This is a genomic window from Streptomyces roseirectus (assembly GCF_014489635.1).
Lineage (GTDB): Bacteria > Actinomycetota > Actinomycetes > Streptomycetales > Streptomycetaceae > Streptomyces > Streptomyces roseirectus.
The window spans coordinates 7,937,630-7,962,791 of the sequence record NZ_CP060828.1 but is presented as its reverse complement, the minus strand read 5'-3'; the positions used below and the strand labels follow the sequence as shown (position 1 = coordinate 7,962,791).

The 25,162-nt window shown below is 72.6% G+C and carries 24 protein-coding genes and 1 pseudogene; 15 read left to right on the top strand and 10 right to left on the bottom strand.

All coding sequences use genetic code 11. From position 1 onward, the window contains the following. Nucleotides 1-97: 97 nt before the first annotated feature. From IAG44_RS34440 to IAG44_RS34425, 4 genes are all read right to left on the bottom strand, one after another. The gene (locus IAG44_RS34440) at nt 98-1,171 is read right to left on the bottom strand and encodes an acyl-CoA dehydrogenase family protein (protein WP_187750983.1); all 1,074 of its coding nucleotides are present in this window, start codon (nt 1,169-1,171) and stop codon (nt 98-100) included. After that, nucleotides 1,168-2,349, bottom strand: coding sequence for an acyl-CoA dehydrogenase family protein (locus IAG44_RS34435; protein WP_187750982.1), 1,182 nt, complete (start codon nt 2,347-2,349; stop codon nt 1,168-1,170). The genes IAG44_RS34440 and IAG44_RS34435 overlap by 4 nt, the downstream gene beginning before the upstream one ends. Beyond that, entirely contained in the window at nt 2,346-3,305 is a 960-nt protein-coding gene (locus IAG44_RS34430; protein WP_187750981.1) for an NADPH:quinone oxidoreductase family protein, read from the bottom strand. The genes IAG44_RS34435 and IAG44_RS34430 overlap by 4 nt, the downstream gene beginning before the upstream one ends. An 80-nt stretch (nt 3,306-3,385) precedes the next feature. Then, nucleotides 3,386-3,958 (bottom strand): helix-turn-helix domain-containing protein, encoded by a 573-nt coding sequence (locus IAG44_RS34425; RefSeq protein ID WP_187750980.1) that lies wholly within the window; start codon nt 3,956-3,958, stop codon nt 3,386-3,388. 86 nt (nt 3,959-4,044) lie between these two features. Here IAG44_RS34425 and IAG44_RS34420 point away from each other — a divergent pair, with 86 nt between their 5' ends. The 8 genes from IAG44_RS34420 (at nt 4,045) to IAG44_RS34385 (ending at nt 11,864) form a co-directional block, all read left to right on the top strand. After that, on the top strand, nt 4,045-5,577 hold the full coding sequence (locus IAG44_RS34420) for an ATP-dependent DNA ligase (RefSeq protein ID WP_187750979.1): 1,533 nt from the start codon (nt 4,045-4,047) through the stop codon (nt 5,575-5,577). Then, complete coding sequence (locus IAG44_RS34415; protein WP_187750978.1) at nt 5,574-6,044, top strand: NUDIX hydrolase; 471 nt, start codon at nt 5,574-5,576, stop codon at nt 6,042-6,044. The genes IAG44_RS34420 and IAG44_RS34415 overlap by 4 nt, the downstream gene beginning before the upstream one ends. A 2-nt stretch (nt 6,045-6,046) precedes the next feature. Then, nucleotides 6,047-7,432: an NADP-dependent succinic semialdehyde dehydrogenase gene (locus IAG44_RS34410; RefSeq protein WP_187750977.1), complete on the top strand. Its 1,386-nt coding sequence runs from the start codon at nt 6,047-6,049 to the stop codon at nt 7,430-7,432. A gap of 24 nt (nt 7,433-7,456) precedes the next feature. Further along, nucleotides 7,457-7,693 (top strand): DUF6213 family protein, encoded by a 237-nt coding sequence (locus IAG44_RS34405; protein ID WP_187750976.1) that lies wholly within the window; start codon nt 7,457-7,459, stop codon nt 7,691-7,693. Between the two features lie 69 nt (nt 7,694-7,762). Then, a complete protein-coding gene (locus IAG44_RS34400) occupies nt 7,763-8,857 on the top strand; it encodes an NAD(P)/FAD-dependent oxidoreductase (RefSeq protein WP_246562249.1) in 1,095 nt (364 codons plus the stop codon). A 48-nt stretch (nt 8,858-8,905) separates the two neighbouring features. After that, nucleotides 8,906-10,144, top strand: coding sequence for a type III polyketide synthase (locus IAG44_RS34395; protein ID WP_281404316.1), 1,239 nt, complete (start codon nt 8,906-8,908; stop codon nt 10,142-10,144). Continuing rightward, nucleotides 10,141-11,346 (top strand): cytochrome P450, encoded by a 1,206-nt coding sequence (locus tag IAG44_RS34390; protein WP_187750974.1) that lies wholly within the window; start codon nt 10,141-10,143, stop codon nt 11,344-11,346. The genes IAG44_RS34395 and IAG44_RS34390 overlap by 4 nt, the downstream gene beginning before the upstream one ends. Continuing rightward, nucleotides 11,343-11,864, top strand: a complete 522-nt coding sequence (locus tag IAG44_RS34385; protein WP_187750973.1) for a cupin domain-containing protein — start codon at nt 11,343-11,345, stop codon at nt 11,862-11,864. The genes IAG44_RS34390 and IAG44_RS34385 overlap by 4 nt, the downstream gene beginning before the upstream one ends. Nucleotides 11,865-11,926: 62 nt before the next feature. Here the strand turns inward: IAG44_RS34385 and IAG44_RS34380 are convergent, their stop codons facing one another. Continuing rightward, the gene (locus IAG44_RS34380) at nt 11,927-13,150 is read right to left on the bottom strand and encodes an acyl-CoA dehydrogenase family protein (protein ID WP_187750972.1); all 1,224 of its coding nucleotides are present in this window, start codon (nt 13,148-13,150) and stop codon (nt 11,927-11,929) included. 135 nt (nt 13,151-13,285) lie between these two features. Here IAG44_RS34380 and IAG44_RS34375 point away from each other — a divergent pair, with 135 nt between their 5' ends. Then, nucleotides 13,286-13,927, top strand: coding sequence for a TetR/AcrR family transcriptional regulator (locus tag IAG44_RS34375; protein ID WP_187750971.1), 642 nt, complete (start codon nt 13,286-13,288; stop codon nt 13,925-13,927). Between the two features lie 84 nt (nt 13,928-14,011). Here the strand turns inward: IAG44_RS34375 and def are convergent, their stop codons facing one another. Continuing rightward, nucleotides 14,012-14,557: a peptide deformylase gene (gene def / locus IAG44_RS34370; RefSeq protein WP_187750970.1), complete on the bottom strand. Its 546-nt coding sequence runs from the start codon at nt 14,555-14,557 to the stop codon at nt 14,012-14,014. Between the two features lie 156 nt (nt 14,558-14,713). On the opposite strand from def, the gene IAG44_RS34365 reads away from it, so the two are divergent. The 5 genes from IAG44_RS34365 (at nt 14,714) to IAG44_RS34345 (ending at nt 19,183) form a co-directional block, all read left to right on the top strand. Next, entirely contained in the window at nt 14,714-15,952 is a 1,239-nt protein-coding gene (locus IAG44_RS34365) for a MurT ligase domain-containing protein (RefSeq protein ID WP_187750969.1), read from the top strand. 15 nt (nt 15,953-15,967) lie between these two features. After that, nucleotides 15,968-16,696, top strand: a complete 729-nt coding sequence (locus IAG44_RS34360) for a type 1 glutamine amidotransferase (RefSeq protein ID WP_187750968.1) — start codon at nt 15,968-15,970, stop codon at nt 16,694-16,696. 192 nt (nt 16,697-16,888) lie between these two features. Then, entirely contained in the window at nt 16,889-17,914 is a 1,026-nt protein-coding gene (locus tag IAG44_RS34355; protein WP_187750967.1) for a 6-phosphofructokinase, read from the top strand. A gap of 84 nt (nt 17,915-17,998) precedes the next feature. Beyond that, nucleotides 17,999-18,949, top strand: coding sequence for a cytochrome c oxidase assembly protein (locus IAG44_RS34350; RefSeq protein ID WP_187750966.1), 951 nt, complete (start codon nt 17,999-18,001; stop codon nt 18,947-18,949). Nucleotides 18,950-19,012: 63 nt separating this feature from the next. Continuing rightward, nucleotides 19,013-19,183: a hypothetical protein gene (locus IAG44_RS34345; RefSeq protein WP_187750965.1), complete on the top strand. Its 171-nt coding sequence runs from the start codon at nt 19,013-19,015 to the stop codon at nt 19,181-19,183. 4 nt (nt 19,184-19,187) lie between these two features. Here the strand turns inward: IAG44_RS34345 and IAG44_RS34340 are convergent, their stop codons facing one another. The 4 genes and pseudogenes from IAG44_RS34340 to IAG44_RS34325 form a co-directional block, all read right to left on the bottom strand. Next, nucleotides 19,188-20,393 carry a sensor histidine kinase gene (locus IAG44_RS34340; RefSeq protein WP_187750964.1) on the bottom strand — a complete coding sequence of 402 codons (1,206 nt, stop codon included), beginning with the start codon at nt 20,391-20,393 and terminating at the stop codon, nt 19,188-19,190. Nucleotides 20,394-21,466: 1,073 nt separating this feature from the next. Further along, nucleotides 21,467-23,164, bottom strand: a pseudogene (locus IAG44_RS34335) (sodium/solute symporter); the annotation flags it as partial. Beyond that, nucleotides 23,161-23,523 (bottom strand): hypothetical protein, encoded by a 363-nt coding sequence (locus IAG44_RS34330; protein WP_187750963.1) that lies wholly within the window; start codon nt 23,521-23,523, stop codon nt 23,161-23,163. The pseudogene IAG44_RS34335 and the gene IAG44_RS34330, both read right to left, overlap by 4 nt. Nucleotides 23,524-23,564: 41 nt before the next feature. Continuing rightward, the gene (locus IAG44_RS34325) at nt 23,565-24,314 is read right to left on the bottom strand and encodes a LytR/AlgR family response regulator transcription factor (RefSeq protein ID WP_187750962.1); all 750 of its coding nucleotides are present in this window, start codon (nt 24,312-24,314) and stop codon (nt 23,565-23,567) included. Between the two features lie 275 nt (nt 24,315-24,589). Between IAG44_RS34325 and IAG44_RS34320 the strand changes: the two genes are divergently transcribed. Next, nucleotides 24,590-25,090, top strand: coding sequence for an Lrp/AsnC family transcriptional regulator (locus IAG44_RS34320; protein WP_187750961.1), 501 nt, complete (start codon nt 24,590-24,592; stop codon nt 25,088-25,090). Nucleotides 25,091-25,162 lie beyond the last annotated feature (72 nt).

Here is a 25,162-nt window from a genome sequence, read left to right as displayed (position 1 = left end):
CGCAGGAGTTGGCCGGACCGCCGCCGTCAGTTCACCGAGGACGGCACAGGGCCCGCCCCGGGTGGGACGGGCCCTGCGAAGTGAACGCCGGTGGAACTCAGGGTGCTTGGAGGTCCACCAGTGCGGCCAGCGCCGTCCGGTGGGCCCCCGCGGTCCCGTACGCGATCGAGTCGGCCTTGGCCCGCTTGAGGTACAGGTGGACGGGGTGTTCCCACGTCATCCCGATGCCCCCGTGCAGTTGCAGGGCCTCCTCGACGATCCGCACGGCGGCGGGCGACGCGTACGCCTGGGCGACCGCGACGGCCACCTCAACGTCCTCTCCGGTGGACAGCGCGTCGGCCGAACTCCGGGCGGCGGCGCGGAGGTTGACGACTTCGAGCCAGACCTGTGCGAGCCGGTGCTTGAGCGCCTGGAACCCGCCGACGGGCCGGTTGAACTGCGTGCGGTCCTTGAGGTAGCGGACCGTCTCGGTCAACGCCCAGTCCGCGACGCCCAGTTGCTCGGAGGCCAGCAGTCCGGCGGCGGACCGCAGCGCGCGGTGCACGGCGGGCGCGGACTCGCCGAGGCGGCGGCCGGGGGCGCCGTCGAGCGTGACCGTGCCCAGCGGGCGGGTGAGGTCGAGGGACGACTGCGGGGCGATCGCCGCGTCGGCCGCCTCGACCGCGTACAGCCCGCCGTCCTCCGCCGGAACCAGCAGCACGTCGGCGGCGCCGGCGTCCGCGATCCCCGTCAACTGCCCGTGCAGGCGCCCGTTTTCGAGGCGGGCGACGGAGAACGCGGTGCCCGGGGCGCGGTGCAGCCCGACCGCGAGGACGCCGACCGCCCGGCCGGAGGCGAGCCGTTCCAGCAGCTCCGCGTCACCGCACTCCAGCAGCGCCTCGGTGGCGACGACGGCGCTGGACAGGTAGGGCACGGGCGCGACGAAGCGGCCCAACTCCTCCAGGACGACGGCGACTTCACGGTGCGTGGCGCCCTGGCCGCCCAGCTCCTCGGGGACCAGGAGCCCGGCGAGGCCCATGTTCTGGGCGAGCGCCTTCCAGGCGGCGGTGTCGTGCGGGGCGTCCGACTCCACGCGCGCGATGACCCCGGCCGGGTCGCAGTGGTCGCCAAGCAGGTCCCGTACGGCGGACCGCAGGGCCTCTTCCTCCTCCGAGTACAACAGATCGCTCATCGGGCGAGGTCCTTCCAGGCGACGTCCTTGTCGGTGCGCGGCTCGGCGGGCAGGCCCAGGACGCGTTCGGCGACGATGTTCAGCAGGACCTCGCTGGTCCCGCCCTCGATGCTGTTGCCCTTGGCGCGCAGGTAGCGGTAGCCGGCCTCGCGCCCGGTGAAGTCGACGAGTTCCGGGCGGCGCAGGGTCCAGTCGTCGTACAACAGGCCCTCGGGGCCGAGGAGTTCGACCTCCAGGCCGCTGATCTCCTGGTTGAGGCGGGCGAACGCGAGCTTCATCCCGGCGCCCTCGGGTCCGGGCTGCCCGGCGGAGAGCTGCTGGCGCAGCCGGTCGGCGGTGAGCCGCGACACCTCGGACTCGACCCACAGCTTCAGCAGCCGCTGGTGCAGTTCGTGCGTGCGCAGCTCGGGCCGTTCGCGCCAGGTCTTGGCGACGGGCCCGATCATCCCGCCCTCGCGGGGCAGCCGCATGCCGCCGATCGCGACGCGCTCGTTGTTCAGCGTGGTCTGCGCGACCCGCCAGCCGTCCCCGGTCTCACCGAGCCGGTGGGCGTCGGGGATGCGGACGTCCGTGAGGAAGACCTCGTTGAACTCGGCCTCGCCGGTGATCTGGCGCAGCGGGCGGACGTCGACGCCGGGGTCGGTCATGTCGCACAGGAAGTAGGTGATGCCCGCGTGCTTGGGGACGTCCGGGTCGGTGCGGGCGATGAGGATGGCCCAGCGGGCGTTGTGCGCGCCGGACGTCCACACCTTCTGCCCGTTCACGATCCAGTTGTCGCCCTCGCGGACGGCGCGGGTGCCGAGTGCGGCGAGGTCGGAGCCCGCGCCGGGCTCGCTGAAGAGCTGGCACCAGACCTCCTCGCCGGTCCACAGGGGCCGCAGGAAGCGGCTGTGCTGCTCGGGCGTCCCGTACTTGAGGATGGTCGGCGCGGCCATGCCGAGGCCGATGCCGTTGCGGCGCGGGTCGTTGTCGGGGGCGTCGGCCGCCGCCAGCTCGGCGTCCACGACGGCCTGGAGGGCGCGGGGCGCGTCGAGGCCGCCGAGTCCGACGGGGTAGTGGACCCAGGCGAGCCCGGCGTCGAAGCGGGCGCGCAGGAAGTCCAGCCGTTCGGTCGTCGCGGGCGGGTGGGCGGCCAGCAACTCGGTGGTGCGGCGGCGCAGTTCACTCGCGTCGGTCATGCGGAGACCTCCACGACGACCCGTCCGGTGGTGGCACCGTCGGCGAGCTTCTGCACGGCGCCGGCCGCGTCCGCGAGGGGCACGCGCTCGCTCACGAGGGGCTTGATCGCGCCCCGGTCGGCGAGTTCGGTGAGCTGTTCGTGGCAGTGCGCGATCAGCTTGGGGTTCTTGGTGCCGTACAGGCCCCAGTGCAGGCCCAGGATCGAGTAGTTCTTCACCAGCGCGTGGTTCAGGGCGGGGCTCGGCACGGAGCCGCTGGCGAAGCCGACGACCACGATCCGGCCCTCGAAGGCGACGGCCTTGGCGGACTGCTGGTACGCCTCCCCGCCGACGGGGTCGTAGATCACGTCGGCGCCCCGGCCGCCGGTCGCCTCCTTGACGGCGCCGACGACGTCGTCCGCGCGTCGGTCGATGACGACGTCGCAGCCCAGCTCGCGGGCGACGGCGGCCTTGTCGGGGCCGCCGACGACGCCGATGACGCGCGCGCCGGCCGCCTTGCCGAGCTGGACGGCCGCGCTGCCGACCCCGCCGGCGGCGGCGTGCACGAGCAGCGTCTCGCCGGCTTCGAGACGGGCCCGGCGGTGCAGTCCGAACCACCCCGTCTGGTAGCCGATGAGCAGCGCCGACGCCTCGGCGTCGTCCAGGGACTCCGGGGCGGGCAGCAGGGCGGCGGCGTCGGCGAGGGTGTACTCGGCGAGCGCGCCGTGCGGCAGGACCGGGTTGCCGATGACGCGGCGGCCGTCCTCGGTCTCCCCGCACAGCTCGACGCCCGGCGTGAAGGGCAGCGGCGGCTTGATCTGGTACTGGCCCCGGGCGAGCAGGGCGTCCGGGAAGTTGATGCTCACGGCGCGCACCTTCAGCAGGACCTGGCCCTCGCCGGGCGTGGGCGGCGCCACGTCCACGAGCCGCATCACCTCGCTCGGCTCGCCGTTCTCGTGCACGTGCCATGCCTGCATGGGGGGCCTCCACGGGGGGACTGCTTCGTCTGACCGGGGTCGATCCGCATACTAAGCGGTCGCTTGCCGTGAGGGAACACTCAGGTCTTCTTGGGCCGCGCCCGCACGTGCATCCGCTCCCCCTGCGGCCCGAACAGGCTCAGGAACTCCACCGGCCCCTCCCCCGTCGACCCGAACCAGTGCGGCACCCGCGTGTCGAACTCCGCCGCCTCCCCGGCCGTCAGCACGACGTCGTGCTCCCCCAGCACCAGCCGCAGCTTCCCGGAGAGCACGTACAGCCACTCGTACCCCTCGTGGGTGCGCGTTCGCGGTTCCTCGGAGCGCTTCGGCTCGATCGCCTTGTACGCCTGGAGCCCGCCCGGCTGCCGGGTCAGCGGATAGAAGGTCCGCCCGCCCCGCTCGAACGGTTTGGCCCGCACCCGGGGGTCCCCGACGGGCGGCGCCCCCACCAGTTCGTCCAGCGGCACCTGGTGCGCCTGCGCGATCGGCAGCAGCAGTTCGAGGGAGGGCTTGCGCAGCCCCGACTCCAGCCGCGACAGCGTGCTGACGGAGATCCCGGTGGTCTCCGCGAGCGCGGCCAGCGTCACCCGGCGGTCCTTGCGGAGCCGGCGCAGCCGGGGCCCCACTTCGGCGAGAACGTCCTCGGTACTCATGCCCGGCATTGCAGTTTCGGCAACCCGGTTTTGTCAACACCGCACGCCGGGATGTGCGCGCGCGAGCCCCGTAGCACCATGGCCCTATGCTCCTCGCACGCCTGGCCGAGGTCTCCCGCGAGGTCGCCGCCACCTCGGCGCGCTCCCGCAAGACGGCCCTGCTCGCGGACCTCTTCCGCGAGACGGCCCCGGACGACGTCCCCGTCGTCATCCCCTACCTCGCGGGCCGCCTCCCCCAGGGCCGCCTCGGCATCGGCCCACGGCTCCTCAGCCGCACGCCGGACCCGGCCCCTGCCCCGACCCTCACCGTCCTGGACACCGACGCCCGCCTCACCGCCCTCGGCGAGGTCAGGGGCACCGGCTCCCAGGCCGAACGCGCCCGCCTGCTCACGGAGTTGATGGGCGCGGCCACCGAGGACGAACAGCGGTTCCTGCGGGGCCTGTTGAGCGGCGAGGTCCGCCAGGGCGCGCTGGACGCGGTCGCCGTGGAAGCCCTCGCGAAGGCAACCGGCGCTCCCCCGGCGGACGTTCGCCGCGCGGTGATGCTGGCGGGCTCCCTGCACCCGGTCGCCCAGGCCCTCCTCGCCGACGGCCCGCCGGCCCTGGCCGCCTTTCAACTCACCGTCGGGCGGCCGGTGTTCCCCATGCTCGCCCGCGCCGCGGCCTCCGTCGAGGAAGCCCTCACGGCCCTCGGCCCCTGCGCGGTCGAGGAGAAGCTCGACGGCATCCGCGTCCAGCTCCACCGCGACGGCTTCGAGGTCCACGTCTACACCCGCACCCTCGACGACATCACCGACCGGGTCCCCGAACTCACCGCCGTAGCCCGCGACTTGCCGGCCACCACCGTCATCCTGGACGGCGAGGTCCTGGCCCTGCACCCGACGACGAACCGCCCCCTGCCCTTCCAGGAGACCGCGGGCCGGGTCGGCTCCCGCGTCGATGTCGCCAAGGCGGCCGAGACCACCCCGCTCTCCCCCGTCTTCTTCGACGCCCTGCACGTGGACGGCCGCGACCTCCTCGACCTCCCCTACGCCGACCGCCACGCCGAACTCGCCCATCTGGTCCCGGAGCCGATGCGGGTGCGCCGCACGGTCGTGACCGAGCCGGGCCCGGCGGCGACGTTCCTCGCCGAGACCCTGGCCTGCGGCCATGAGGGCGTCGTCCTCAAGTCCCTCGACGCCCCTTACAGCGCGGGCCGGCGCGGCGCGTCCTGGCGGAAGGTGAAGCCCGTCCACACCCTCGACCTGGTGGTCCTGGCCGTCGAGCGCGGCCACGGCCGCCGCGCGGGCACGCTCTCCAACCTGCACCTCGGCGCCCGCGCCGAGGACGGCGGTTTCGTGATGCTGGGCAAGACGTTCAAGGGCATGACCGACGCGATGCTGGCCTGGCAGACGCGGCGCCTGACGGAGCTGGCCGTCGCGGACGACGGCTGGACCGTCACCGTCCGCCCCGAACTCGTCGTCGAGATCGCCTACGACGGCCTCCAGCGCTCCTCCCGCTACCCGGCCGGGGTCACCCTGCGGTTCGCGCGGGTCGTCCGCTACCGGGAGGACAAGCGGCCCGGGGACGCGGACACCGTGGCGGCGCTGCTCGCCGTGCACCCGGAGGTGCGGCCGTGAGAAGGAGCGCGGGACTGCTGCTGTTCCGGCGCCGCCAGGGGCGCACCGAGGTGCTGCTCGGGCACATGGGCGGGCCGCTGTTCGCGCGCCGGCAGGCGGGCGCGTGGACGGTGCCGAAGGGCGAGTACGGGCCGGACGAGCCGGCGTGGGAGGCGGCGCGGCGGGAGTTCCGGGAGGAGCTGGGGCTGGATCCGCCGGAGGGGGAGGCGGTCGCGCTCGGGGAGGTCAGGCAGGCCGGCGGCAAGGTCGTCACCGTGTGGGCGGTCGAGGCGGACCTCGATCCGGCGGCGGTCGTGCCGGGGACGTTCCGCATGGAGTGGCCGCCCCGCTCGGGGCGGGTCCAGGAGTTCCCGGAGCTGGACCGGGTCGCCTGGTTCGGGCTCGACGAGGCGCGCGGTCTCGTCGTCGCGGCCCAGGCCGCGTTTCTCGACCGGCTGGCTGAGCACTCGCCCTCAGAAGGAGGTTGACGATGACCATCGCGACGGTGAATCCGGCGACCGGCGAGACCCTGAAGACGTACACGGCCCTGGACGGCGAGGAGGTGGAGCGGCGGCTGCGGCTCGCGGAGGGCGCCTTCCGGGCGTACCGGGCGACGTCGTTCGAGGAGCGGGCGCGGCTGCTGAACCAGGCCGCCGACCTGCTCGACGCGGACCGCGACGACATCGCGCGGGTCATGACGACCGAGATGGGCAAACCGGTCACGCAGGCGCGGGCGGAGGCGGCGAAGTGCGCGCGGGCGATGCGCTGGTACGCGGCGAACGCGGCGGCGCTGCTGGCCGACGAGGTGCCGGCGACGGCCGACGCGCGGGACTCGGGGGCGGAACGGGTGCTGGTGCGCTTCCGGCCGCTGGGCCCGGTGCTCGCGGTGATGCCGTGGAACTTCCCGCTGTGGCAGGTGATCCGGTTCGCGGCGCCCGCGCTGATGGCGGGCAACGTGGGCCTGCTGAAACACGCGTCGAACGTGCCGCAGACCGCCCTCTACCTGGAGGACCTGCTGCGTCGGGCCGGGTTCCCGGAGGGCTGTTTCCAGACGCTGCTGATCGGTTCCGGCGCCGTCGACGGGATCCTGCGCGACGAGCGCGTCAAGGCGGCGACCCTCACCGGGAGCGAGCCCGCCGGGCGGGCCGTCGCCGCCACCGCCGGGGACATGGTCAAGAAGACGGTCCTCGAACTGGGCGGCAGCGACCCGTACATCGTGATGCCGTCCGCCGACGTCGTGCGCGCGGCCGAGGTCGCGGTGACCGCGCGCGTGCAGAACAACGGGCAGTCGTGCATCGCCGCCAAGCGGTTCGTCGTCCACGAGCGGGTGTACGACGATTTCGTCGGGCGGTTCGTCGAGGGGATGCGGGCACTGAAGGTGGGGGATCCGCTGGACGAGGACACGCAGGTCGGGCCGCTGGCGAGCGAGCGGGGGCGGGCCGAGCTGGAGGAGCTGGTCGAGGACGCCGTGCGCGGCGGGGCGCGGGTGCTGTGCGGGGGCGCGCGGCCGGAGGGGGACGGCTGGTTCTATCCGCCGACCGTGCTCGCCGACGTCGGCCGCGAGCTGCGCATCCACCGGGAGGAGGCGTTCGGCCCGGTGGCCGTCGTGTACCGGGTGGCCGATGTGGACGAGGCGATCGCCGTCGCCAACGACTCGCCGTTCGGGCTGAGTTCGAACGTGTGGACGCGGGACGAGGAGGAGACCGGGCGGTTCACGGCGGAGCTGGAGGCCGGGGGCGTCTACTTCAACGGGATGACGGCCTCGCATCCGGCGTTCCCGTTCGGCGGGGTGAAACGTTCCGGGTACGGGCGTGAGCTGTCCGGGCACGGGATCCGGGAGTTCTGCAACATCACGACCGTTTGGCACGGTGTGTGACGGTTGCGCGGTTACGATCGCTGCGTGAACCGGGAAGTGACTCTGCCTCTGATCGTCGACGACCGTGGCGACCTCCAGGTGGCCGCGGCCGACGTCAGCAAGTTGCTGCGCACGCTCGGCGGGCGGTGGCTGCACCTCGTCGAGGCCGGGGACTCCGGGTGGGACGAGGAGACGGTCGCCGAGCTGACGATCGAGCTGGCGAAGCTGGCCGACCGGATCGACGTCGCCTGCATCGCCCACAGCAGCGGCCGCTCGTCATAACGCATCCCCTCCCCCTGTGACCGGCGACACACCCCTCCCCTGTCACAGCGCGCGCCCGGCCGTCGTCTCGTGGTCGACAGTCACGAACGGCGGGAGGCCGGGATGCAGGTCGTGGTGGTGGGTGCCGGGTACGCGGGGATGCTGGCGGCGAACCGGGTCGCGAAGAAGGTGAAGGGCGCGCGGGTCACGGTCGTCAATCCCCGTCCGCACTTCGTGGAGCGGGTCCGGCTGCATCAGCGGATCGCGGGGACGGCCGAGGCGGCGGCGCCGCTGGAGTCGATGGCGCGGGACGGGGTGAGGGTACGGGTCGGGACGGTCGAGAAGATCGGGGACGGCAGCGCGCTGCTGGCCGACGGGACGGTCCTCACGTACGACTACGCGTTCCTGGCCGTCGGCAGCACGGTCCGCCCGCTGCCGGGGACGATCCCGGTCGGCGTCTGGGAGGGCGCCGAGCGGGCGCGCGCGGCGCTGGCCACGCTGCCGCCCGGGGGCCGGGTGACCGTCGTCGGCGGCGGCGCGACCGGCATCGAGACGGCCGCCGAGATCGCCGAGTCCCACCCCGCCCTGCGCGTGCGCATCGTGGGCCCGCACGTCGCCGACGTCTTCACGGGCCGCGCCCGCGAGACCGCGCGCAAGGGCCTTGAGCGGCTGGGCGTCGAGATCGTGGACGACGGTGTCGAGGCCGTCGCCGACGACGGCACCGTGCGACTGGCCTCCGGCGCCTCGCTCGCATCCGACCTCGCGCTGTGGGCGATCGTGTCGGGCGTGCCCGCCCTGGCGGCGCGCAGCGGGCTGTCGGTCGACGCGGACGGGCGCGCGCTGGTCGACGCCTGTCTGCGCAGCGTGGACGACGAGCGCCTGTTCGTGGTGGGCGACTGCGCGGCGGTGCCCGGCGCCCGGTTCGCGTGCGCGCTCGCGGGCCCGCAGGGCGCGCACGCGGCGGACACGCTGGCCAGGATCCTCGCGGGGCGTGACCCGGAGGCGTTCTCCGTGCGCTACCTCGCCCGCGCGGTGACCCTCGGACGGCACGACGCGGTGGGGCAGCTCACGGAGCGTGACGACACCCTGCGGCCGACCCGGTTCACCGGCCGCACGGCCGTCGTCATCAAGGAACTGGCCACCCGGGGCGGGAAGTTCGGGGCCCGGACGGGCATCGGCGGCTGAACACGGGGGCGTTGGGCGGGCAGGGAAGCAACGTCCGTACGCGCGAGGGTGGTTCACCCCGGCGGTGGCACCGCGCCGCCGGGGACGGGCCGGAGGGCGAGGCGCGGGCGGGGGCCGTCGTGTCGCTGCAATGGAGTAATCCCGCGCGAGATCGCCAGGGGGCCGGGTGATCGTGGGGGCACCACCCTCTCCGGGCGGCTCCCCGGGGCCGTCGGACGGCGAAAGCAGGCTCGGTTCATGGCTACTTTGTGCAGACCCTCGGTGTCGGTGCCGGAGCATGTGATCACGATGGAGCAGACGCTGGACCTGGCGCGCGAGCGACACCCGGACCACCCCCAACTCCCCCTGGCCCTGCGGCTGATCGAGAACACCGGGGTCAGGACACGGCACATCGTGCAGCCGATCGAGGAGACCCTGAAACACCCGGGGTTCGAGGAGCGCAACCGGGTCTACGTCGCCGAGGCGAAGGCGCGGGTGCCCGCGGTGGTGCAACGGGCCCTGGACGACGCGGAGCTGCTGACCTCCGACATCGACGTCATCCTGTACGTGTCGTGCACGGGGTTCATGATGCCGTCGCTGACCGCGTGGCTGATCAACGAGATGGACTTCGAGGCCACCACGCGCCAGATACCCATAGCCCAGCTCGGCTGCGCGGCGGGCGGCGCGGCGATCAACCGGGCGCACGACTTCTGCACGGCGTACCCGCAGGCCAACGCGTTGATCGTGGCCTGCGAGTTCTGCTCGCTGTGCTACCAGCCGACCGACCTCGCGATCGGCTCCCTGCTCTCCAACGGCCTGTTCGGCGACGGCATCGCGGCGGCCGTGGTGCGCGGCCGGGGCGGCGAGGGCATCGCGCTGGAGCGCAACGGCTCGTACCTGATCCCCAAGACCGAGGAGTGGATCATGTACGACGTGCGGGCGACGGGCTTCCACTTCCTGCTGGACAAGCGGGTCCCGGCGACGATGGAACCCCTCGCGCCGGCCCTCCAGGAGCTGGCGGGCACGCACGGCTGGGACGCGGCCGACCTGGACTTCTACATCGTCCACGCGGGCGGTCCGCGCATCCTCGACGACCTGAGCAAGTTCCTCCAGGTCGACCCGCACGCCTTCCGCTTCAGCCGGGCCACGCTCACCGAGTACGGCAACATCGCGAGCGCCGTCGTCCTGGACGCGCTGCGCCGGCTGTTCGACGAGGGCGGCGCCCCCGACCGGGCGCGCGGTCTGCTCGCCGGGTTCGGGCCCGGGATCACCGCCGAGATGGCGCTCGGACGTTGGAGCCGCGCGTGACCGAGGAGACGATCACCCAGGCCGTACGGCAGTGGCCCGCCCTCGACCTCCAGGGCACCGAATTCGACCCCGTGCTACGGGAGTTGATGGCCGAGGGCCCGGTCACCCGGATCCAGCTCCCCAACGGCGAGGGCTGGGCGTGGCTGGTGACGCGCATGGACGACGTCCGCATGGCCGTCAGCGATCCGCGGTTCAGCCGCGCGGCCGTCATGGACCGGCCGGTGACACGGCTCGCCCCGCACTTCATCCCCGAACGCGGCGCGGTCGGCTTCCTCGACCCGCCGGACCACACGCGCATCCGGCGCTCGGTGGCCGCCGCGTTCACCGCGCGGGGCGTCGAGCGCGTCCGGGACCGCTCGCGGGTGATGCTGGACGAGCTGGTGGACGCCCTGCTCGCGGCGGGGCCGCCCGCCGACCTCTCGGCGGCCGTCCTCGTACCGTTCCCCATCGCCGTCATCTGCGAGCTGATGGGGGTGCCCGCCGCCGACCACCACGTCATGCACACCTGGACGCAGCTCATCCTGTCCTCGGCGCACGGCCGGGAGGTCAGCGAGAAGGCCAAGGCCGCGATGGGCGCGTACTTCGCCGACCTGATCGGGCTGCGCGAGGACTCCGCCGGCGAGGACGTCGCCTCACTGCTGGGGACGGCCGTGGGCCGCGGCGAGGTGACCTTGGAGGAGGCCGTGGGGCTCGCGGTGCTGCTCCAGATCGGCGGCGAGGCGGTCACCAACAACAGCGGCCAGCTGTTCCACCTCCTGCTGACGCGGCCCGACCTGACGGCACGGCTGCGCGCGGAGCCGGCGCTGCGGCCCCGGGCGATCGACGAGCTGCTGCGCTGGATCCCCCACCGCAACGCCGTCGGCCTGTCCCGGATCGCGACCGAGGACGTCGAGATCAGGGGCGTGCGGATCCGGGCGGGCGACGCGGTGTACGTGTCGTACCTCGCGGCGAACCGGGACCCGGCGGTCTTCCCCGACCCGGACACCGTCGACTTCTCGCGCACGCCGAATCCGCACGTCGCGTTCGGGTTCGGGCCGCACTTCTGCCCCGGCAACATGCTGGCCCGGATGGAGGAGGAGCTGCTGCTCGACGCGGTCCTGGACCGGCTGCCGGGGCTTCGGCTCGCGGTGCCGGCCGACCAAGTGCCCTTCAAGAAGGGCGCGTTGATCCGTGGTCCCGAGTCGCTGCCGGTGACCTGGTGACGGCCCCCGAGGGGCTGCTCGTGCCGCCGGGGCACGGGCGGGTCGTCCAGACGCCGGCCCAGCGGGTGACGTTCAAGGTGACCGGGGAGCACTCGCGGATCGCGTCGACGTTCGAGGTGGAGGTGCCGCCGGGGTTCGACGTCGGGGCGCACGTCCACACCCACAGCGAGGAGCTGTTCTACGTCCTCGAAGGCGAGCTGGACGTCCTCGCCTTCGAGCCGCGGGTGCGCACGCCGGACAACTGGCGGCGCTGGGAGTCGCGTTCGGGAAGCCGGGTGGTGCGCGCGACACCGGGCACCGTCATCGTCGTCCCGCCGGGCTGCCCCCACGCCTTCGCGAACCCCACCGACACCCCGGCCAAGATGTTCTTCCAGGCGTCACCGCCCCCGGATCACGAGCGCTACTTCGAGGAGCTGCTGGAGATCCTGGGGGGCGGCGGCCCGCCGGACCAGGGGGCGATCGAGGAGCTGCGCAGGCGCTACGACATCGAGCAACTCACGCCTCTGAAGCACCGGTGAGTGGATGTTTTTAGGGGCGCGGGGAACTGCGCGAGCAACCACAGCGCACCCCGCACCCGGCATCAGCGAATCGCCACCCCGGACAGAGTCCGAGCAATCACCAGCTTCTGGATCTCGCTGGTCCCCTCGAAGATCGTGTAGATCGCCGCGTCCCGGTGCATCCGCTCCACCGGGTACTCGCGGGTGTACCCGTTCCCACCGAGTATCTGGATCGCCTGCCCGGTGACCTTCTTGGCGGTCTCGCTCGCGAACAGCTTGGACATGGAGCCCTCGGCGGCGGTGAACGGCCTGCCGTTGATCGCCATCCAGGAGGCACGCCAGACGAGGAGGCGCGCGGCGTCGATCTGCGTGCGCATTTCGGCAAGTTGGAAGGCCACGCCCTGGTTGTCGATGATCGGACGCCCGAACTGCTCACGCGTCTTCGCGTAGTCGAGGGCGACCTCGTAGGCGGCGCGGGCGGTGCCGACCGCCATGGCTCCCACCGCGGGGCGACTCGCCTCGAACGTCGCCATCGCCGCGTTCTTCACCCGGTCGCCGCTCTTCGCCTTCTCGCGGGCGCGCGCGAGCCGTTCGTCCAGCCTCTCCTTGCCGCCGAGGAGGCAGGAGCCGGGGACGCGCACGTTGTCGAGGACGACCTCGGCGGTGTGGGAGGCGCGGATGCCGTGCTTCTTGAACTTCTGCCCCTGCGTGAGCCCTTCGGTGCCCGGCGGGACGATGAAGGAGGCGTGCCCCTTGGAGCCGAGGTCGGGGTCGACGACCGCGACGACGACGTGGACGTTGGCGATGCCGCCGTTGGTCGCCCAGGTCTTGGTGCCGTTCAGCACCCACTCGTCCTTGGCCTCGTCATACACCGCGCGCGTGCGCATGGAGGCGACGTCGGAGCCGGCGTCGGGCTCGGAGGAGCAGAACGCGGCGACCTTCACGTCGTTCGCGTCGCCGTACATCTGCGGGATCCAGGTGCCGATCTGCTCCTCGGTGCCGTTGGCGAGGACGCCGACGGCGGCGAGGCCGGTGCCGACGATGGACAGGGCGATGCCGGCGTCGCCCCAGAACAGCTCCTCCATCGCCATCGGGATGCCGAGGCCGGTGGCGTCGAAGTACTGCTGGGCGTAGAAGTCCAGGGAGTAGATGCCGACCTTGGCGGCTTCCTGGATGACCGGCCAGGGAGTCTCCTCGCGCTCGTCCCACTCCGCGGCGGCGGGGCGAATGACATCGGCGGCGAAACCGTGGAGCCAGTCGCGGACCTCTTTCTGTTCGTCGTTGAGCTCCATGGTGAACTCGGCCATGACTCCTCCAGCGCGGCGGTGCACAATCATGTTACTAGCGGTAACCCCAGTCTGTTACCGGCCAGTAGGAAAAGTCAACTCCGGGCGCGGGTGTTAGTTTGCGCAGGCGTGACCGAAACACCACAGGGGAGCGAAATGGACACCACACAGCGGACCGAGCAGCAGAGGTCTGCTGACCGCCGCCGGCGTGAGCTGCTGGAGGCCGCGGACCGGGTGGTGCTGCGCGACGGGCCACAGGCGTCGATGAACGCGATCGCGGCCGAGGCGGGGATCACGAAGCCGATCCTGTACCGGCACTTCGGGGACAAGGGCGGGCTGTACGCGGCGCTCGCCAAGCGACACACGGACGCGCTGCTCGCCTCCCTGCGGGCCGCGCTGGACGCCCCGGCGGAGCGGCGCGAGCGGGTCGAGGCGACCCTCGACACGTACCTCGCGGCGATCGAGGCGCGGCCCCAGGTGTACCGGTTCCTCATGCACCCCGCGGAGTCCTCCGGAGGGGAGCAGGGTTTTGATGTCGGCCGGCATTCCGCGCCGCTGCTCAAGCGGATGGGTGAGGAGTTGGCGCAGGTCATCGAGGAGCGGTTGGATCTGGGGCCGGGTGGGCAGCAGGTGGCCCGGGTGTGGGGGCATGGGATCGTCGGGATGATGCATGCGGCCGGCGACTGGTGGCTGGGGGAACGGCCTTGTGAGCGGGCCGAGTTGGTGCGGTGTCTGGCGGATCTGTTGTGGGGACGGCTGGCGGCGGCTGGGGATCGGGTCGGGGGGCCGGGGTTCTGAGCGTTGCGGGGTGCGGGTTGTCTGTGGCTGGTCGCGCAGTTCCCCGCGCCCCTAGAAGGGCGCTGTCGCGCCCAATCAAAGATCTCAGTTCCCCTTGTTCCAAGAGGCCCTGCCTACCTGCCTCAGCAGTTTCTTTTGCCTCCGCCCCTCCAGGCGGTCCGCGTACGTCTTCCCCTCCAAGTGGTCCATCTCATGCTGGAGGCACCGTGCGAAGAAGCCCGTGCCGTGGACGGTGACCGGGTCGCCCTGCGCGGTCCAGCCCTCGATGACCGTCTCGTCGTGGCGTTCCGTTCCCGCCTCCAGGCCCGGCAGGGAGAGGCAGCCCTCCGGGCCCCGGATCACCACGCCGTCCACGGAGACCAGGCGGGGGTTGACGAGGTGGCCCCGGTGCTGGACGTCCTCGTCGTCGGGGCAGTCGTACACGAAGACGCGCAGGGCCTCGCCCACCTGGTTCGCGGCGAGGCCGACCCCCCGCGCCGCGTACATCGTCGCGAACATGTCCTCGACGAGGTCCGCGAGTTCGGGCGTGAAGGCGGGGACCTCGGCGCACGGGGTGTGGAGGACCGGGGCGCCGTGCAAAGTGAGGGGGCGGACTCGCCCGCGCGTGCCCGGGATGGAGCGGTGTGGCATGGCGGTAAGGGTACGGTCCTTTGTGACACGCGCATGTCGAACAAGCGTGAGACGGTGCCGGGATTCGGGAGTGCGAATGGATCTCGATAGGCTGGCCGCACACCACGTTGTCGTCAGGCAGAGGCGCGGCGCGTACGCAAGGAGGATCGAGGACTGATGGCAGGCAACTCGGACCCGCTCACGCCGCGGGCCAAGATCGCCGTGACCGCGGGCAAAGCGGTCGCGGCGGCATCCCGGGCCGCCGGCCGCGGCAGCGGTTCGGTGATCGGCGGCAAGGTCGCCCTGAAACTCGACCCCGACCTCCTCGCCCGGCTCGCCCAGAACCTGGACGTCGTCCTCGTCTCGGCCACCAACGGCAAGACCACCACGACCCGGCTGATCGCGGAGGCGCTGCGCGCGGCGGGACCGGTCGTCTCCAACGCGCTCGGCGCGAACATGCCCGCCGGCATCACCTCGGCGCTCGCGGGCGGTTCGGACTCCCGCTACGGCGTCATCGAGGTCGACGAGAAGTACCTCGCCGGGGTCGCCCGCGACACCGACCCGAAGTGCATCGCGCTGCTGAACCTCTCCCGCGACCAGCTCGACCGCGCCGCCGAGACCCGCATGATGGCGGAGGCGTGGCGCGAGGGCCTGGCCGGCTCGAAGGCCGTCGTCGTCGCCAACGCGGACGATCCGCTGGTGGTGTGGGCGGCGTCGTCCTCGCCCAATGTGATCTGGGTCGCGGCCGGTCAGATGTGGAAGGACGACGCCTGGTCCTGCCCGTCGTGCGGCGGCGTTCTCCAGTGGCCGGGCGACGACTGGTACTGCGCCGAGTGCGGTTTCCGCCGTCCGCAGCCCAGTTGGGCGCTGTCCGGGGACCACGTCATCGACCCGCACGGTTCCGCGTGGCCGATCCACCTCCAGTTGCCGGGGCGCGCGAACAAGGCCAACGCCGCCTCCTCGGCCGCCGTCGCCGCCGTGTTCGGGGTGCCGCCGCAGGTCGCGCTGGAGCGGATGTACCAGGTGCAGGCGGTCGCCGGGCGGTATGACGTCGTCCAGTTCCAGGGCCGGGACATGCGGCTGCTGCTGGCGAAGAACCCGGCGGGCTGGCTGGAGACGTTCAGCCTGATCGACCCGGCGCCCGCGCCGGTGATCCTCTCGGTGAACGCGCGCGGCGCCGACGGCACGGACACGTCCTGGCTGTGGGACGTCGACTACACGCGGCTGACCGGGCACCCGATCTGTGTGATCGGCGACCGCAAGCTCGACCTGGCCGTCCGTCTCGAAGTCGCGAACCAGCACTTCCAGGTGTTCGACTCGGTCGACCAGGCGGTGGCGGCGTGTCCGCCGGGCCGGATCGAGGTCATCGCCAACTACACCGCCTTCCAGGATCTGCGCCGCCGCGTCGGCAACTGAGGGGATGTTCAACCAGTGAGCGACAACCAACTGCGGGTCGTGTGGGTCTACCCCGACCTGCTGAGCACGTACGGCGACCAGGGCAACGTCCTGGTCGTCGAGCGGCGGGCGCGCCAGCGCGGTCTTGACGTGGCGCGGCTCGACGTCCGCAGTGACCAGCCGATCCCGACGTCCGGCGACATCTACCTGATCGGCGGCGGTGAGGACCGTCCGCAGCGGCTCGCGGCGGAGCGGCTGATCCGGGACGGGCACCTGTATCAGGCGGTGAACAACGGGGCGATCGTGTTCGCGGTCTGCGCCGGCTACCAGATCCTGGGGCACGAGTTCGTCAACGACCAGGGCCAGCGCCAGCCGGGCCTCGGGCTGCTCGACGTCACCACGGTGCGCGGCGAGGGCGAGCGGTGTGTCGGTGACGTCCTCGCGGACATCGACCCCCGGCTCGGGCTGCCGCAGCTCACCGGGTTCGAGAACCACCAGGGCGTCACGCACCTCGGGCCGACGGCACGGCCGTTCGCCCGGGTGCAGATGGGCAAGGGCAACGGCACGGGCGACGGCACTGAGGGCGCGTACAACGACACCGTGTTCGGCACGTACATGCACGGCCCGGTCCTCGCGCGCAACCCGCTGATCGGCGACCTGCTGCTGAAGCTGGCGCTCGACGTGAACGCGCTGCCGCCGTGCGACGACCGCTGGTACGAGGCGTTGCGCAATGAGCGGATCGCCTCGGCGCAGCAGCCTGCCTGACCTGTGTGTTCACCTGGTTTTCGGGGCACCGTCAACAGCCCGTCTGACGGTGCCCCCGCGCAGGTGAGCGGGTACGTCCAGCAGACGGACGCACCCTTCGGATCGACCCCTTCCTGACGCTAGGGTGTGCGGGAATCGTGCCGGACGACGTGGTCCGGTCCCCGGCCCACGTGAAGAAGGTTGTTGCGGGCTATGCGCATTGGTGTCCTCACGTCCGGCGGCGACTGCCCCGGCCTGAACGCCGTCATCCGGTCCGTCGTGCACCGTGCCGTCGTCGACCACGGCGACGAGGTCATCGGTTTCCGGGACGGCTGGAAGGGCCTCCTGGAGTGCGACTACCTCAAGCTCGACCTCGACGCCGTGGCGGGCATCCTCGCGCGCGGCGGCACGATCCTCGGCTCCTCCCGCGTCCAGCCCTCCCATCTGCGCGACGGGGTTCAGCGGGCCAAGGGGCACGTCGAGGAGCTGGGGCTCGACGCGATCATCCCGATCGGCGGTGAGGGCACCCTCAAGGCGGCGCGGCTGATGTCCGACGCGGGGCTGCCGGTCGTCGGGGTGCCGAAGACCATCGACAACGACATCGCCGTCACCGACGTCACGTTCGGGTTCGACACGGCCGTCGGGGTCGCCACGGAGGCGCTGGACCGGCTCAAGACCACCGCCGAGTCGCACCAGCGGGTGCTGGTCGTCGAGGTCATGGGGCGGCACACCGGGTGGATAGCGCTGCACTCCGGGATGGCGGCCGGGGCACACGCCGTGGTCGTCCCCGAGCGGCCCTTCGACATCGACGAGCTGGCCCGGCGGGTCGGTGAGCGGTTCGAGGCGGGCAAGCGGTTCGCGATCGTCGTCGCGGCGGAGGGGGCCAAGCCGAAGCCGGGCACGATGGAGTTCGACGAGGGCGGCAAGGACGTCTACGGGCACGAGCGGTTCGCGGGGATCGCCCGGCAGTTGTCGCTGGAGCTGGAGTCGCGGCTCGGCAAGGAGGCGCGGCCCGTGATCCTCGGGCACGTGCAGCGGGGCGGGACGCCGACCGCGTACGACCGGGTGCTGGCGACGCGGTTCGGCTGGCACGCCGTCGAGGCCGTGCACCGCGGGGAGTTCGGGAAGATGACCGCGCTGCGGGGGACCGACATCACGATGGTGCCGCTCGCGCAGGCGGTGGAGACGCTGAAGACGGTGCCGGACGACCGGTACGCGGAAGCGGAGTGCGTGCTCTGAGTCGGGTGCCCCCGGTGACGGTCGTCGCCGGGGGCAGTCCTACTCTTGTGGGGGCATATCCCCCACTCTCTTGGAGCCGTTCTTATGGATCACGGCGGGCACGGCATGACGATGGATCTGCCGCCGTTCACGCTGGGGCGGGGGCTGGAATGGTCCGCCGATCCGTTCTTCCTCGTCGCCTGCGTTCTCGGGCTCGGGCTGTACGGGTGGGGCGTGCTGAGACTCCGGCGGCGCGGTGACACCTGGTCGTGGCCGCGCACCGTCTCCTACGTGCTCGGCGTGCTCACCGTCGCGCTGGTGATGTGCACCAAGCTCAACGACTACGGCATGGTCATGTTCAGCGTGCACATGGTGCAGCACATGATCATCAGCATGGTCTCGCCGATCCTCGTACTGCTCGGGGCGCCGATGACGCTGGCGCTGCGGGCACTGCCGGTCGCCGGGAAGGGGCACAAAGGGCCGCGTGAGCTGCTGCTGGCGCTGCTGCACAGCCGGTACATGACGGTGATCACACATGCCGCGTTCACCATTCCGCTGTTCATCGCCTCGCTGTACGCGCTGTACTTCACGCCGCTGTTCGACACGCTGATGGGCTCCAAGGCGGGGCACATCGGGATGATGGTCCACTTCTTCGCCGTGGGCGTGGTGTTCTTCTGGCCGATCATCGGTGTCGACCCCGGCCCGAACCGGCCCGGGTATCTGATGCGGATGCTGGAGCTGTTCGCCGGGATGCCGTTCCACGCGTTCTTCGGGATCGCGCTGATGATGGCGTCCACGCCGATGGTCACGACCTTCGAACACCCGCCGGCCTCCCTCGGGGTCGACCCCCTCTCCGACCAGAGCGCCGCCGGGGGCATCGCCTGGGCCTTCAGCGAGATCCCCTCGGTCATCGTCCTCATCGCCCTGCTCTTCCAGTGGTACGGCTCCGAACAGCGCCAGGCCAGGCGCAAGGACCGCGCGGCCGACCGGGACGGCGACAAGGAGCTCGAGGCGTACAACGCATATCTCGCGTCCCTGAACTCACGCCGGGGCTGATCCCAGGGCACCATGGAGGGTGGACACGCCCTGCGGAGGGGCGGCCCTGAGGAGGGTGTCGCGATGGCCGGTTCCACGGACAGTTCCACGAAGACCATGGGGGTGGTCACCGTCGGCGGGCTCGTCGCGGTGACCGCGTACACGGTCGCGCTCGGCAGCAACGGCTGGCTGTGGTTCGGCTGGGTGGTGCTCGGGCTGATCACACTGGCGCTGGTCGTGCTGCGTCAGGCGTGACGTTTCATCCCTGGACCAGCCGGGCGGCCGAGTGGACGCCCGGCTGGTACTTGGGCAGCCGGGCGGTGATCTTCATGCCGGCGCCGGGGGCCGTCTCGATGACGAGGCCGTAGTCGTCGCCGTAGACCTGGCGCAGGCGGTCGTCGACGTTGGACAGGCCGATGCCGCCGGAGGGGCTGACCTCGCCGGCGAGGATGCGGCGCAGGAGTTCGGGGTCCATGCCGGCGCCGTCGTCCTCGATGACGACGGTGGCCTCGGCGCCGGTGTCCTGAGCGGTGATCCTGATGTGGCATTTGTCGGACTTGCCTTCCAGGCCGTGCTTGACCGCGTTCTCGACGAGCGGTTGCAGGCACAGGAAGGGCAAGGTGACCGGGAGGACTTCCGGGGCGATCTGGAGGGTGACGGCGAGGCGGGGGCCGAAGCGGGCCCGGACGAGGGCCAGGTAGTGGTCTATGGCGTGGAGTTCGTCCGCCAGCGTGGTGAAGTCGCCTCTCCTGCGGAACGAGTAGCGCGTGAAGTCCGCGAACTCCAGGAGCAGTTCACGCGCCCGCTCCGGGTCCGTCCGCACGAACGAGGCGATCACCGCGAGGGAGTTGAAGATGAAGTGCGGGGAGATCTGCGCGCGCAGCGCCTTGACCTCCGCCTCGATCAGCCGGGTGCGGGAGTCGTCCAGGTCGGCGAGTTCGAGCTGGACGGAGACCCAGCGGGCGACCTCCGCCGCCGCCCGCACCAGCACGGCCGACTCCTTCGGCGCGCACGCGACCAGCGCGCCGTGCGCCCGGTCGTCCACGGTCAGCGGGGCGACGACGGCCCAGCGGACGGGGCAGTCGGGGGCGTCGCACTCCAGCCGGAACGCCTCGCCCCGGCCCGTCTCCATCGGCCCCGCCAGCCGCTGCATGATCTCCGCCCGGTGATGCGCCCCCACCCCGTCCCACGCCAGCACCCTCCCCTCGTCCGTCAGGCACAGCGCGTCCGTCCCCAGCAGCGACCTCAGCCGCCGCGCCGACTTCCGCGCGGACTCCTCGGTAAGCCCCGCCCTCAACGCCGGCGCCGCCAGCGACGCCGTGTGCAACGTCTGGAACGTCGCATGCTCCACCGGCGTCCCCAACCCCCCCAACGCCTCCGGCCGCGCCGTCCGCCTCCCCAACCAGAACCCCGCCCCGAGCAGAGGAAGCGCCGCGACCAGCAAACCGGCCAGAAAACCACTCATGAGCCGGACTCCGGGGGGTGGGGGGTGTGGGGAGCGGCTTCCGGCAGGCGGGGGCCGCGGGTCTGCTCGTACGAGGAGGGCGACGAGGACGCCGGGGACGCCGGGGCCGACGAAGACGCCGAGGACGACGGGGGCGACTGCTGGACGGGCACGCGGTCGTGCGACGCCGGCACGGCACCGCTCGCCGCGCCCTCCAGCCCCGGCCGCGCCACGACACCGCCCGCCCTCACCCCGGCCCCGGGGGACCCCGTCTGCGGGGGCACCCGGTCGCGCGGGCGGCCGGCCTCCGGTGCCGTCCTGTCGCCGGGCGGCGCATCCTCGCCCGGCCGCTTCTCACCCGGCGGGGGCACCTGCCGCGCACCGGACCTCGCGGACGACTCCGGCGACGGCACCCGGTCGCGCAGAGGTGCGGCGTCCGGACCCGCTCCGCCGACACGCGACGAGGCAGCGGGCGGCGCCTGCGGGGACACCCGGCCGGGCAGGCGGCCGACGGCCGGCCCCGGCGTCACCCCGCCGGCACGCGGCACGCGGCCGTACGCCGACGGCGCATCCGGCGCGGCGCCCGGCGGCGGCACAGACCCCGGGCCGGGCCCACCCTCGGGTGAGCCCGCCTGCGGGGACACCCGACCGGGCAGGCGGCCGACGGCCGGCCCCGGCGTCACCCCGCCGGCACGCGGCACGCGGCCATGCGTCGACAGCGCATCCGGCGCGGCGCCCGGCGGCGGCACAGACCCCGGGCCGGGCCCACCCTCGGGTGAGCCCGCCTGCGGGGACACCCGACCGGGCAGGCGGCCGACGGCCGGTCCCGGCGTCACCCCGCCGGGACACGGCGCGCGGCCATGCGTCGACAGCGCATCCGGCGTGGCGCTCGGCGGCGGTACGGGCTTCGGGCCGGGCGCGCCCTCGGGTGAGCCTGCCTGCGGGGGCACGCGGTCGTGTGGGTGGCCGGCGGCTGGTGTGTGGTGGTACGTCGTTCCCTCGGCCGGCGGCTGCGGAGGCGCGCCGGGCTGGGTTCGTGTTCCCTCCGGCTCCTCCTCCGGGCCCACCTCGTAGGAGGGGGGCAGGGGGCGGCCGGTCGTCAGGTCTTCCGGGAGGTGGAAGCGGGCCAGGATGGCGGCGGTGCCCGGGGGGACGCGGCTGGGGGTGGCGAGGGAGAGGAGGATCATGGTGAGGAAGCCGAGGGGGACGGACCAGAGGGCGGGCCAGGCGAGGAGGGCGTGCAGGGTGCCCGTCACGGGGAGGCCGGACATCGTGGTCGCCACGGCGATGAACGCCGAGCCGCCGCCCACCAGCATTCCGGCCGCCGCGCCCGGTGGGGTGAGGCGGCGCCACCAGATGCCCAGGACCAGCAGGGGACAGAAGGAGGACGCGGAGACGGCGAAGGCGAGGCCGACCGCGTCGGCCACCGGGAGGCCGCCGACGAGAAGGCTGGCGGCGAGCGGGGCCGCCATCGCGAGGGCCGTGCCGAGGCGGAAGTGGCGCACCCCGCGCGCGGGAAGGACGTCCTGCGTGAGGACGCCCGCGACGGCCATCGTGAGGCCCGAGGCCGTGGAGAGGAACGCGGCGAAGGCGCCCCCGGCGACGAGGGCCCCCAGGAGGTCGCCGCCGAGGCCGCCGATCACCCGGTCCGGCAGGAGGAGGACCGCCGCGTCGGCGTCGCCGGTAAGGGCGAGTTCGGGGGCGTAGAGGCGGCCGAGGGCGCCGTACACGGGCGGCAGCAGGTAGAACGCGCCGATCAGCGCCAGCACCGCCACCGTCGTGCGGCGCGCGGCGACCCCGTGGGGGCTGGTGTAGAAGCGGACGACGACGTGCGGCAGCCCCATGGTGCCGAGGAACGTCGCGAGGATGAGCCCGTACGTGGCGTACAGCGGCCGTTCCTCGCGGCCCGCCGCGAGCGACGTCGACATGCCGCCGTTGCTGCCCCGCTCGGCGGTGGGGACGTCCGCGCCCGCGGGGAAGACGAGCTGGGTGCCGCGCTCCACGCGGTGGGTGCCCATCGGCAGGCTCACCTCCGTGCCGGTGTACCGGCGGCCGTCCACCCTTCCGGTCACCTTCACGGTCAGCGGGCTCGCGAGGTTCAGATCGACGCTGTCGTCGATCCGCACGGCCCGCTGCTCGCGGAAGGACGCCGGTTCGTCGAAGGCGCGTTTCGGCCCCCCGTCGCCGTGCCAGGCCAGCGCGAGGAAGAGCGCGGGGACGAGGAGCGCGGTGAGTTTCAGCCAGTACTGGAACGCCTGCACGAAGGTGATGCTGCGCATCCCGCCCGCCGCGACGGTCGCGGTGACGACGACGGCGACGATGACCCCGCCGAGCCACCCCGGTGCCCCCGTCAGCACGGTCAGCGTCAGCCCCGCGCCCTGGAGCTGCGGCAGCAGGTACAGCCAGCCGACGCCGACGACGAAGGTCCCCGCGAGCCGCCGCACCGTCCGCGACGCGAGCCGCGCCTCCGCGAAGTCGGGCAGCGTGTAGGCGCCGGAGCGGCGCAGCGGCGCGGCGACGAACAGGAGCAGCACGAGGTACCCGGCGGTGTAGCCGACCGGGTACCAGAGCATGTCGGGCCCCTGGACGAGGACGAGCCCGGCGATCCCGAGGAACGACGCGGCGGACAGGTACTCCCCGCTGATCGCGGCGGCGTTCAGGCGTGGCCCGACGGTCCGGGAGGCGACGTAGAAGTCGGACGTCGTACGCGATATCCGCAGCCCGAACGCGCCGACGAGGACGGTCGCGACGACGACGAGCGCGACGGCCGGGATCGCGTACGAGGGGTTCATCGGTCCTCGACCAGGCGCACGAAGTCCCGTTCGTTGCGTTCGGCGCGGCGCACGTACCAGCGGGCGAGCAGCACGAGCGGCACGTACAGGCCGAACCCGAGGGCGAACCAGGCCGAGCGGTGGGCGCCGGGCATGGTGGCGAAGACGAGCGGGAGGGGGCCGACGAGGAGCGCGAGGACGGCGAACCCGGTGAGCCCGGCGCGCAGTTGGGAGCGCATGAGGGAGCGGACGTAGGTGTGGCCGAGGGTGGTCTGCTCGTCGATCTCGGTGCGCGGGCGGTAGGCGCCGGAGGGGCGCCTGGTGCGGCGGGGCGGTCCGGTGACGGTGACGCGGCGCTCGGCGGGGTCCTGGTGGGGCACCTGTCAGAGTCTCCTCGCCGTCGGCGGGCGGTGGGGGGTCTTCACGTTCTCCTCATCAGCAGGTCCCGCAGTTCGCGCGCGTGCCGGCGGCTGACCTGAAGTTCCTCGGAGCCGACGAGGACGCTCACCGTGCCGGCGTCCAGGCGCAGTTCCCGTATGTGGCGCAGGGCGACCAGGTGGCGGCGGTGGATGCGCACGAACCCGCGTGCGCGCCAGCGCTCCTCCAGGGTCGACAGGGGGATGCGGACGAGGTGGCTGCCCTGCCCGGTGTGCAGACGGGCGTAGTCGCCCTGGGCCTCGACGTGGGTGATGTCGTCGACGGAGACGAAGCGGGTGACGCCGCCGAGTTCGACGGGGAGGTGGTCGGGGTCGGGTTCGTGGACGGGGATGTGCGGGGTGGCGCCGCGCAGTTCGGCGGCGCGGCGCACGGCCTCGGCGAGGCGTTCCTTGCGGACCGGCTTGAGGACGTAGTCGACGGCCTTCAGGTCGAACGCCTGCACCGCGAAGTCCTCGTGGGCGGTGACGAACACGATCAGCGGCGGCTGCGCGAACCCGGTGAGCAGCCGCGCGAGATCAAGCCCGTCCAACCCGGGCATCTGAATATCGAGGAACACCACATCGATGGCCTCGGGCCCCCCGGGCCCCGACTCCAGCGCCCGGTTGATCCGCCGCAACGCCTCGGTCGCGTCCCCCGCGCCCTCGACACTGCCGATCCGCGGATCGGCGTTGAGCAGGTACAGCAGCTCCTCCAGGGAGGGGCGTTCGTCGTCGACGGCGAGGGCTCGCAGCATGAATGGGGAGTGTAGGCCCTGTCGCCAGATTTGCACCGTCCGCCCGCAGGGCGGGCCGGGCGGCGCCTGGTGCGTGCAGCTGCAAGGCGGAGGAGGGCGGCGACGCGGAGCGTCGGCAACCGACGACAACGCCGCAGATGCGCGTGCCAGGCGCCGCCCGGCAGGTGGAAATCTGGCGACAGGGCCTACCGGGGGGAACGGGGGTTGTGCACACATGTAGGCCGTTGGGGTTCCGGCCGGCGGGTGCACGTGTTGTCGCTGGATACAGTGCCCGCATGAATTCTGGCGCGCCCTCGTTCGACGGTCTGGACCGGAAGATCGTCACGGCGCTGATGGCGAACGCGCGGACCAGTTTCGCGGAGATCGGGGCGGCGGTCGGGCTGTCGCCGACGGCGGTGAAGCGGCGGGTGGACCGGCTGCGGGAGACCGGGGTGATCACGGGGTTCACGGCGACGGTGCGGCCGTCGGCGCTGGGGTGGCGCACGGAGGCGTATGTGGAGGTGTACTGCGAGGGCGCCGCGCCCCCTCGGCGGCTCGCGGAGGTGGTGCGCAACCATCCGGAGATCGTGGCGGCGATGACGGTGACGGGCGGGGCGGACGCCCTGCTGCACGTGCGGGCGCGGGACGTGGGGCACTTCGAGGAGGTCCTGGAGCGGATCCGGACGGAGCCGTTCATCCGCAAGACGATCAGTGTGATGGTGCTGTCGCACCTGCTGCCGGAGGCTCCGGAGGCGGGCGCCAGCCAGCCCGCACCGGACGTGCGCGAAGAGGCTTGAACACGCAGCATTCCTGCGCCGACACGCAACGTCGATCACTTGTACCGCGTGCGGGCGAGTTCCTACCGTTGA